10 protein-coding genes are annotated in these 9,901 nt (G+C 74.4%); 6 read left to right on the forward strand and 4 right to left on the reverse strand.

Annotated elements, in window-relative coordinates; genetic code table 11:
• Positions 1-541 (forward strand): chromate transporter (locus tag ABD308_RS09115; protein WP_344330535.1); only part of this gene is annotated, 541 nt, incomplete at its 5' end.
• A 41-nt stretch (positions 542-582) separates the two neighbouring features.
• On the opposite strand, the gene ABD308_RS09120 is transcribed toward ABD308_RS09115, so the two are convergent.
• Positions 583-1,320 carry a gamma-glutamyl-gamma-aminobutyrate hydrolase family protein gene (locus ABD308_RS09120; protein WP_344330539.1) on the reverse strand — a complete coding sequence of 246 codons (738 nt, stop codon included), beginning with the start codon at positions 1,318-1,320 and terminating at the stop codon, positions 583-585.
• Positions 1,321-1,476: 156 nt separating this feature from the next.
• On the opposite strand from ABD308_RS09120, the gene ABD308_RS09125 reads away from it, so the two are divergent.
• The 4 genes from ABD308_RS09125 to ABD308_RS09140 all read left to right on the forward strand — a co-directional run bounded on the left by ABD308_RS09125 (position 1,477) and on the right by ABD308_RS09140 (position 6,386).
• The gene (locus ABD308_RS09125; protein ID WP_344330542.1) at positions 1,477-2,931 is read left to right on the forward strand and encodes a glutamine synthetase family protein; all 1,455 of its coding nucleotides are present in this window, start codon (positions 1,477-1,479) and stop codon (positions 2,929-2,931) included.
• 5 nt (positions 2,932-2,936) lie between these two features.
• Positions 2,937-4,328, forward strand: a complete 1,392-nt coding sequence (locus ABD308_RS09130; RefSeq protein WP_344330576.1) for an aldehyde dehydrogenase family protein — start codon at positions 2,937-2,939, stop codon at positions 4,326-4,328.
• A 90-nt stretch (positions 4,329-4,418) separates the two neighbouring features.
• Positions 4,419-5,174 carry a 3-oxoacyl-ACP reductase gene (locus tag ABD308_RS09135; protein WP_344330579.1) on the forward strand — a complete coding sequence of 252 codons (756 nt, stop codon included), beginning with the start codon at positions 4,419-4,421 and terminating at the stop codon, positions 5,172-5,174.
• Between the two features lie 108 nt (positions 5,175-5,282).
• Entirely contained in the window at positions 5,283-6,386 is a 1,104-nt protein-coding gene (locus ABD308_RS09140) for a DUF2510 domain-containing protein (protein WP_344330550.1), read from the forward strand.
• A gap of 153 nt (positions 6,387-6,539) precedes the next feature.
• Here the strand turns inward: ABD308_RS09140 and ABD308_RS09145 are convergent, their stop codons facing one another.
• From ABD308_RS09145 to ABD308_RS09155, 3 genes are all read right to left on the reverse strand, one after another.
• Positions 6,540-7,460, reverse strand: a complete 921-nt coding sequence (locus ABD308_RS09145) for a lytic polysaccharide monooxygenase auxiliary activity family 9 protein (RefSeq protein WP_344330557.1) — start codon at positions 7,458-7,460, stop codon at positions 6,540-6,542.
• A 257-nt stretch (positions 7,461-7,717) separates the two neighbouring features.
• Positions 7,718-8,140: a hypothetical protein gene (locus ABD308_RS09150; RefSeq protein ID WP_344330564.1), complete on the reverse strand. Its 423-nt coding sequence runs from the start codon at positions 8,138-8,140 to the stop codon at positions 7,718-7,720.
• A gap of 76 nt (positions 8,141-8,216) precedes the next feature.
• Positions 8,217-9,458, reverse strand: coding sequence for an amino acid deaminase/aldolase (locus ABD308_RS09155; RefSeq protein WP_344330569.1), 1,242 nt, complete (start codon positions 9,456-9,458; stop codon positions 8,217-8,219).
• Positions 9,459-9,557: 99 nt separating this feature from the next.
• On the opposite strand from ABD308_RS09155, the gene ABD308_RS09160 reads away from it, so the two are divergent.
• The coding region (locus ABD308_RS09160; RefSeq protein ID WP_344330572.1) for an SseB family protein at positions 9,558-9,901 on the forward strand (344 nt) is incomplete at its 3' end.

Below are 9,901 nucleotides of genomic sequence, written 5' to 3' on the forward strand. Positions count from 1 at the left end.
CGCGCTCGGCGGGCTCGGCGCGGTGGCCTGGGTGGCGTTCAAGGTGGGCGCGCTCTCCTACGGCGGAGGGTTCGTGATCATCCCGCTGATGCGGGACGACGCCGTCAACCGCTACCACTGGATGACCGACGGACAGTTCCTCAACGCCGTCGCCCTCGGCCAGGTCACCCCCGGCCCGGTGGTGCAGACCGTCGCGGTGGTCGGCTACGCCGCCGCCGGGATCGCCGGCGGACTGCTCGCCGCGACGGTCGCCTTCGCGCCGTCCTTCCTCCTCGTGATCCTCGGCGGACGGCACTTCGACCGGCTGCGCGCCGACGGGCGGGTGCAGGACTTCCTGACCGGCGCCGGACCGGCCGTGATCGGCGCCATCGCCGGCTCGGCGCTGCCGCTCGCCACCGCGCTCGCGCACGGCTGGCAGTGGGCCGTGCTGGCCCTCGCGACGCTCTGGCTGGTCGCCGCCCGGCGCGGGGTGGTGTCCGCCCTGCTGGCCGCCGGCGTGGCCGGGGTGATCGCGTCGGCGGCCGGACTGCCCCTGTCGTGAGCGCGGCGGGGGCGCCGCGCGCGGTGACCCGCGGGCTTGGGCTACCCCACCTCCACCGGCTCCAGCTGCACCGACCGCGCCGCCGTCGCCGCCCGCACCAGCGCCTGCATCACCCGCAGGTCGTCACCCTGCTCCGGATGCCACTGCACCCCGAGCGTGAACCCGGGACCCTCCACCGCCTCCACCGTCCCGTCCGGCGCGTGCGCGCTCACCCGCAGCCCCGTCCCGAGCCGGTCCACCGCCTGGTGGTGGAAGGTCGGCACGGTCAGCTCCGGCTCCGGCAGCAGCCCGCCCAGCAGCGTGCCCGGCACCGGCCGCACCAGGTGCGTCCCGTACCGGCCGGGCGAGCCGCCGTGCACGTCGACCTCCACGACGTCCGGCAGGTGCTGGATCAGCGTTCCCCCGCACACCACGTTGAGCACCTGCATGCCCCGGCAGATCCCCAGCAGCGGGATCCCGGCGGCCAGCGCCGCCCGCAGCAGCGCGCTCTCCCAGACGTCCCGCTCCACCGCGTCGATGTCGCTCAGCGGGTGCGGCGGCTGCCCGTAGTAGGCGGGGTCGATGTCCGGCCCGCCCGCGATGACGAGGGCGTCGAGCCGGGCCAGGACCTCCGGCGCGCGCTCGGGGGCGTCCGGCGGCAGCAGCACCGCGATCCCGCCCGCGTCCTGGACGTACGCGGTGTACCGCTGAGGCACCAGGGCCACCCGACGGTCCCGCCAGTCGCTCCAACTCGCGTCCACCAGATAGGTGCTGACGCCGACAAAAGGCCTGCGATCCATGGCGCGCATTCTCCTCCCGCACCGCCTGATCCCTCGTCAACCTCGCACCTCGGCGCGCCACACCCGCCCGCCCTCTTCCGTGCCCTCCGTGACAGGCCGTACGGTTCGCTGTGACCGCTTGGTCTCGCTGCGTGATCGACGAGGAGGGCGTCCGCCATGTCCGACCGCACCACCGCGCCCGGCACCACCGCGCCCGGCACCACCGCGCCCGACGGCGCCGGGGACACCCCCGGCGCCGCACCCGGCACCCCGCCGCGCCGCGCCCCGCTGACGCTGAACGAGCTGCGCACCCTGGTCGACGCCGGCGAGATCCACACCGTCGCCCTCGGCTTCACCGACATGCAGGGCCGCCTCCAGGGCAAGCGCTTCGCCGCCCGCTTCTTCCTGGACGAGGTCGCCGAACACGGCGCCGACGCCTGCGAGTACCTGCTCGCCGTCGACGTCGAGCTCAACACCGTGGACGGCTACGCGCTCTCCTCCTGGGAGACCGGCTACGGCGACTTCGCCATGCGCCCCGACCTGTCCACCCTGCGCCTCACCCCCTGGCAGCCGGGCACCGCGCAGGTCACCGCAGACCTGGCCGGCCGCGGCGGCCACCCGGTGGCGGCCGCGCCCCGCCAGTTGCTGCGGCGCCAGATCGACCGGCTCGCCGAACACGGCCTGGCCGCCGACATCGGGACCGAACTGGAGTTCCTGGTCTTCCGCGACACCTACGAACAGGCCTGGCAGGGCGGCTACCGGGGCCTCACCCCGGCCAACCTCTACAACGCCGACTACTCGCTGCTCGGCACCGCCCGGGTCGAGCCGCTGCTCTCCCGGATCCGCACCGAGATGGCCGGCGCCGGCCTGGTGGTGGAGTCCGCCAAGGGCGAGTGCAACCTCGGCCAGCACGAGATCGCCTTCCGCTACGCCGACGCGCTCACCACCTGCGACCAGCACAGCGTCTACAAGACCGGCGCCAAGGAGATCGCCGCCCAACTCGGCTGCGCGCTCACCTTCATGGCCAAGTACGACCAGCGCGAGGGCAACAGCTGCCACATCCACCTGTCCCTGCGCGACGCCGTCGGCGCCCCCGCCTTCGCCGCCGCGGACGGCCGGATGACCGACACCATGCGGCACTTCCTGGCCGGACAGCTGGCCGCGCTGCGCGAGTTCACCCTGCTGTACGCGCCGAACATCAACTCCTACAAGCGCTACCGCCCCGGCTCCTTCGCCCCGACGGCCGTCGCCTGGGGCCGGGACAACCGCACCTGCGCCTACCGGGTGGTCGGGCACGGCGCCGGACTGCGGATGGAGAACCGGGTGCCCGGCGGCGACGTCAACCCGTACCTGGCGGTGGCCGGCATGATCGCCGCCGGCCTCGACGGGGTCCAGCGGAAGCTGGAGCTGCCCGCCCCCTGCCTCGGCAACGCCTACGCCGTCGACGACTACGCCCGGGTGCCCGGCTCACTGCGCGAGGCGGCCGACCTGTGGGGTGCGAGCGAACTCGCCCGCACCGCCTTCGGGGACGACGTGGTCGAGCACTACCAGCACATGGCCCGGGTCGAGCAGGCCGCCTACGACGGCGCCATCACCGACTGGGAGCGCTACCGGTCCTTCGAACGGATGTGAGCACCATCGACACGACCACCACCCTCACCGAGGCACGGCCCGCCGTCCGCACCCTCCACAACCCGGCCACCGGCGAGGTTCTCGGCACCGTCCCCGACACCACCCCCGGGCGACTCGACGCCGCCGTCCGGAGCGCCGTCGCGGCGCAGCGCGGCTGGGCCGCCCTCGCCCCCGGCGAACGGGCCCGGCTGCTGCGCCGCTTCGCCGACCAGGTCGAGGTGCACGTCCCCGAACTCGCCGCCCTGGAGGTCGCCGAGGCCGGCCACACCATCGGCAACGCCACCTGGGAGGCGGGCAACGTCCGCGACCTGCTGGAGTACGCCGCCGGGGGAGTGGAGCGGCTGACCGGCCGCCAGATCCCGGTGGCCGGCGGGCTGGACGTCACCTTCCACGAGCCGGTCGGCGTGGTCGGGGTGATCGCGCCGTGGAACTTCCCGATGCCGATCGCCGCCTGGGGCTTCGCGCCCGCGCTGGCCGCCGGGAACGCCGTCCTCCTCAAGCCCGCCGAGCCGACCCCGCTCACCGCGCTTCGGCTGGCCGAACTCGCCCTGGCCGCCGGGCTGCCGGAGGGCCTGTTCCAGGTGGTGCCGGGCGCCGGGCCGGTCACCGGCCGGGCCCTGGTCGACCACCCGGACGTGCGCAAGATCGTCTTCACCGGCTCGACCGCGGTCGGCAAGGAGGTCGCCGCCCGCTGCGCCGCCCGGGCCAAGCGGGTCACCCTGGAACTCGGCGGCAAGAGCCCCAACATCGTCTTCGCCGACGCCGACCTGCGGGGCGCCGCCGACCCGATGTCCTTCCTGGACAACAGCGGCCAGGACTGCTGCGCCCGCAGCCGGATCCTGGTCCAGCGCGAGGCCTACGACGACTTCCTGGCGCTGCTGCTGCCCGCCGTCGAGCGGATCCGCACCGGCGACCCGGCCGACCCGGCCACCGCGCTCGGCCCGCTGATCTCGGCCGCGCAGGTCCGCCGGGTGGCGTCGTACGTGACGCCCGAGCTGCCGGTGCTGGCCCGCGGCGAGGTGCCGGACGGGCCCGGCCACTGGTACCCGCCGACGGTGCTGGCGCCCACCGACCCGGACGTCCCGGCGGTCACCGAGGAGATCTTCGGCCCGGTCGCGGTCGTCCTGCCGTTCACCGACGAGGCGGACGCGCTGCGGCTCGCCAACGCCACCCGGTACGGCCTGTCCGGCTCGATCTGGACCCGCGACCTGGGCCGGGCACTGCGGCTGGCCCGGGGCGTCGCGGCGGGCAACCTGTCGGTCAACTCGCACGCCTCGGTGCGCTACTGGACGCCGTTCGGCGGCTTCGGCGAGTCCGGGGTCGGCCGCGAGCTGGGGCCGGAGGCGCTGGCGCACTTCACCGAGACCAAGAACGTCTTCATCCGGACCGAGGAGTAGGAGCACCCGGTGACCCCCCAGTCCCACCACACCCACGCGTCCGACAAGTCGGAGAAGGCCGCGCAGCCCGCGGCGCCGGTCTGCCGCCGGCTGGTCGGCCGGACGGCCGTGATCACCGGCGCGGGCAGCGGGATCGGCCTGGCCTCGGCCCGCCGGCTCGCCTCCGAGGGCGCGAAGGTGGTCTGCGCCGACGTCGACGAGACCACCGGCAAGGCGGCCGCCGAGGAGGTCGGCGGCCTCTTCGTGCACACCGACGTCACCGACCCGGCGATGGTCGAGGCGCTCTTCGACGAGGCCTACGAGACCTTCGGCAGCGTGGACGTCGCGTTCAACAACGCCGGCATCTCGCCGCCGGAGGACGACTCCATCCTCACCACCGAATTGGACGCCTGGCGCAGGGTCCAGGAGGTCAACCTGACCTCGGTCTACCTCTGCTGCAAGGCGGCGCTGCCGTACATGCGCCGGCACGGGCGCGGCTCGATCATCAACACCGCGAGCTTCGTGGCCCGGATGGGCGCCGCCACCTCGCAGATCTCCTACACCGCCTCCAAGGGCGGCGTGCTGGCGATGTCCCGCGAGCTGGGCGTGCAGTTCGCCCGGGAGGGCATCCGGGTCAACGCGCTGTCGCCGGGGCCGGTGGACACCCCGCTGCTGCGCGAGCTGTTCGCCAAGGACCCGGAGCGCGCGGCCCGCCGACTGGTGCACATCCCGCTGGGCCGCTTCGCCCGCCCGGAGGAGATCGCCGCCGCGGTGGCCTTCCTCGCCAGCGACGACTCCTCCTTCATCACGGCGAGCGAGTTCCTGGTGGACGGCGGGATCGCCGGCGCCTATGTGACCCCGCTGTAGTGCTTCCGGGGGCCCGGCCTCACCTTCTCACCGTAATCTCATGGAAAACACCGGAATTCGGGGTCCAACTGATTTCGCGTTTATCCGGCTGCCTTTAGATTCTCTGTCGTGAGTGAGCAGATCCCCGCCGGGTGGTACCCGGACCCGAAGGACATCACCAGCGACCCGCGACCGCAGCGCTGGTGGGACGGCACGGGGTGGACGGCCAACACCCGGCCCGCACCCTCGGACGCGCCGCCGGAGGCACCGCCGGCCGACGCTCCGGGGCCGGCCGAGGCCGCCGGGCCCCGGGTGCTGGAGGGGGAGGTGCTGGAGGGCGGGCCGTCGGTCCGCTACCCGGAGCCGCCTCCCTTCGGCACCGCTTACGGCACACCGGCGCCGGTGGCCCCGAAGCAGCGGCGCAAGCCGTCCAAGGTGGTGATCGCGGCGGTGGTGGCGGCCGTGCTCGGCCTGGGCGCCGGCTCGGGCGTCACCTACCTGGCGATGGAGGACAACGACGACCGGATCGCCGCCCCGCGTCCGGGCGGCCCGCCCGGGCAGGAGGGCGACCGCGGGTGGCCCGGCCTGCCGGACTTCGGCGGCCCGGAGAACAACGGCCCCGGGGAGAACGGCGGCGGCAACGGAAGCGGCGGCGGCAACAACAACGGCGGCGGCCAGGGCACCGGCGGCGACCGGGCCGTGGACGTGGTGAACCGGCTCGTCCTGCCCGTCCCCTCCGGCTGGGAGGGCGGCACCACCCGCGAGGGCTTCGCCGCGCTCAGCGTCGGCCGCTACGACTGCGAGGGCGGCGGCGCCTGCTCGCTCGGCGGCGCCAACACCGGCCGGATCGACGGCTCCGGCACCGACGCGCAGGCGGCGGCCAAGGCCGACATCGAGAAGGCCGCCAAGGACTCCTACAACGAGATCCGCTCGCACGAGGAGCTCAAGTCCGAGGCGGTCAAGGTGGACGGCCGCGACGGCTACCTGGTCCGCTGGAAGGTGGACGCCGCCAAGGGCAACGACGGCTACGTGCAGACGGTGGTCTTCCCGGCCGCCGACGGCAAGACGCTGGTCTCGGTGCACCTCGGCTTCGACATCGCCGACAAGGCGCCGGACGTCGCGGTGATGGACACCATCGTCAAGGGCATCGGCGACTACAGCGGCCGGCTGCCCTCGATCCCGGGCTTCCCCGGCGGCTCGGACGGCGGCGCCAGCGGCACCGCGAACACCTGACGGGCCGCGATCGACCGGCTGTGGTTCGGCTCACGCACCACGGCGGCGGCCCGCCCGGAACCACTCCGGGCGGGCCGCCGCCGTTCTCACACGCTGGTCGGCCGGGGCGGGGCCGTACGGGGGATGGAACGGCCCGGCCCCGGCTTCCGGCGATCAGCCGTCGTGTCGCACAGCCTCGACCCGACGGCGCCGGAGCACCATGCCGGCCCAGCCGACACCGATCGCGGCGGCACCGGCGAGCAGCAGCGGACCGGTGGCGGAGCCGCCACCCATCGCCGCGCTGTCGGCCGCGACGACCTTGCCGGCGGGCTCCTCGGCGTTGCCGCCGTGCCCGTGGTGGGCGACGGTGGACTTGGACTGGTCGGCGGTGATCTGCTCCTCGCTGGGCGCGGCCGGGGCCTGCGCGGCGAGCGCCGACACGGCACCGGCGGTGACGCCCGAGCCGAAGTCGACGTCGGAGCAGCTGTAGAACGCCTCCGGGCTGTCGGTGCGCTGCCACACCATGTAGAGCAGCTGACGGCCGGTGCGCTGCGGCAGGACGCCGCTGTAGTTGTAGTAACCGTTGTCCGAGGTGCGCGCGGTGGGCACCTGGGCGACCGGAACCGCGTCGAGGTCGGACCACTTCAGCGGCTGGGTGGGGTTCCAGCTCTGCTTGGTGATGTAGATGGTCTGGTTGCCCTGGTGCGCGGCGGTGACCCGGAACTTGAAGTCGATCTTGCCGGCGGTGACCGAGGTGGCCGGCCAGTCGGCGCGCGGCAGGTCCAGCGCCTTGTACTTGTCGCGACCGGCGGAGCAGAGCTTGCCGTCCGGGATCTGTGCCTGGTGGGCACCGGCGACGCTGGCGAGGTTGACCTCGTTCCAGTCGTACAGCGGCTGGGTGCCGCCCAGCGCGACAACGTCCTTGCAGAGCTGCGACTTGGGGGTCTCCGGGCCCTCCGCGTAGCAGGCCGCGACCCGGCTGACCGGGTTGGTGACGGTGCCGTGCGCGCCGGCGGTGCCGATACCGACCGACGTGACGGAGAGGAACGCGGCGCCGACGACGCCGACGGACATGGCGGTTCGCTTGATGGACATGGGGTGGGGACTCCTTGACCGTGAGCCGGGTCGAGGGTGTGGGGGAGTGCCGGGCACGTCTGCCCGAGGGGCCCGCCGACCCGGCGCGCGGCCCCTGGGCTGAGCGTATGATTGGACTAGACCAGCTGGCAATAGTGTGGCGTGGGCCACTTTTTGACGGTATGTGGGCCTTCGGGCAGCACAAAGGCCCGAAGGGGCGCCTGGGTTAGGCATCCCTTCGGGCCCTCTTAAGGTGTGGCCAAGGTTCCCCGGAAGGCTCAGCTTCCGTCGTGAGCGGGCGGCGGGGCCTGGTAGTTCCGGCCGATCCGGCCCACCTGGAACACCGTGCCGTGCGTTCCGCCCTCGACGACGTTGCTGTACACCGTGATGTTCGTCGCCCGGGACGTGAACTCCTCCAGCAGGGAGCGGAGTTCCCCCGCCGCCTCCGGATCCTGGCGCAGCAGCCGCCGGATCCGGTTGCGCAGCTCGGCGGCCTGGTCGTCGACCAGCTCGGCGTCACCGTCCGCCCGGACCACCTCGACCCGGATCTCCTCCAGCTCGGCGGACACCTCCTCGGCGTCCCGGCCGCGCCCCAGTACTCCCGCGAGCCGCGAACGCAGCTGCGTCCAGGCCTCGGTGGCCATCAGCCCGACCACCGTCGTGGCCCCCGTGGTCACCAGCTGTGCGATCTCGGCCTCCACGGCCTCCCCCTCATCCGTCCCGGACTCCTCGCCACCCTAGTGGAACCGCGGCTCCGGCAGGGCGGAACCGCGCAGGTCAGAGGAAGGTGTGTCCCTCGCCCCGGTAGGTCGGCACGGTGCGCACCACCGCGTCGCCCTCCACGAGGTGCAACTCGGCGAACCGCTCGCAGAGTTCCCCCGCCTTGGCGTGCCGGAACCAGACCCGGTCGCCGATCAGCAGGTCGTCGGCCGCCGCGCCGAGCAGCGGGGTCTGCACCTCGCCGGCCCCCTCCATCGGGTCGTAGCGCAGCCCCGGCGGCAGGTAGGGCACGGGGGAGCGGTCCGGGCCGGCCGCGCCGGACGCGGGGTAGCCGCCGCCGAGCACGGTCACCACGCCGACCCCGGGGCGGCGCACCACCGGCTGGCCGAACAGCGCGGCCGGCCGGCCGCGGAAGGTCCGGTAGTGGTCGAACAGCTGGGGCTGGTAGAGGCCGGACCCGGCGGCCACCTCGGTCACCGCGCGCTCGGACGCCGTCGACTCGACGCTGCCGGTGCCGCCGCCGTTGACGAACTCCAGCTCGGCCACCCGGCGCAGCAGCCGCACGGTGGCCGCCCGGCGCCCGGCCAGTTCGGCGCGCGCCCGGGCCTGCATCATCCGCACCAGCGCGGAGCGCACCGGCCGTCCGGGCACCGCGTCGCCCACCCCGGCGACGTGGCCCTCGTACGCCATCAGACCGACCACCCGGAAGCCCCGGCGGTGCTGCACCAGCTCCGCGAAGGCGGCCACGTCCTCGGGGGTGCGCAGCGGGGAGCGCCGGGCGCCGACCCGTACCCGTCCGGCGAGCAGGTGCAGCGAGGTGTCCAGCTCCAGGCAGACCCGCACCTCGGCGGAGCCGGCCCGGGCGGCGTCGACCAGGTCCAGCTGGGCGGGGTCGTCCAGCACCACGGTGACGGCGGCCGCGAGGCCGGGGTCGGCGGTCAGCTCGGCGAAGCCCGCGCGGTCGCTGGAGGGGTAGGCGAGCAGGACGTCGCGCAGCCCGGAGCGGGCCAGCCAGAGCGACTCGGCGAGGGTGAAGCCCATCACCCCGGCGAAGCCGTCCACGGCCAGCGCCCGCTCCAGCAGGGCGCGGCAGCGCACCGACTTGCTCGCCACCCGGATGGGTTTGCCGCCGGCCCGGCGCACCAGGTCGGCGGCGTTGGCGTCGAAGGCCGCCAGGTCGACGACGGCCACCGGGCCGTCCAGGTGCGCGGTGGCCCGGTCGTACCGGGCGCGGTCGGCGGCCGGCGAGGGGGTGGACGCGGTGCGGTCGGCGCCGGTGGCGGCTTCGAGCGTGGCCATGGGCGCAGACTGCCACACCGCCGCTACCCACGGGTAGGGGGCGGACGGGGGACCTTCGGTCCGTGTGGCGGCGGGAGCCGGTGGCATAGGGTCGGCCGGGTGGACCGCAAAGACTTCTCCAACCCGGCGTTCGTCGGCAAGAACATCCCCGACCCGGGCTTCTCCGGGGACGACGGCGCCGCCGACCAGGCGCTGACCGCCGCGCTCGCCCGCTGGGCGCGGGACCGCGCGGCCGAGCCCGAGGTGCTCGCGGCGCTGGTGCCCACCCGGTTGATGGTGCCGATCGTGGCGCTCCTCGGCGAGGTCGAGGTGGACGCGCACGGGCACCGGCACGAGAAGACCAGCGACATGGCCGTCCCGGTGCTGGAGGCCGCCGACGGGCGGCGCGCGCTGCCGGCCTTCACCTCGCTGGAGTCGCTGGCCCGCTGGCGCGCCGACGGCAC

This window comes from Kitasatospora putterlickiae (genome assembly GCF_039527695.1).
In the GTDB taxonomy this organism is placed as follows: domain Bacteria; phylum Actinomycetota; class Actinomycetes; order Streptomycetales; family Streptomycetaceae; genus Kitasatospora; species Kitasatospora putterlickiae.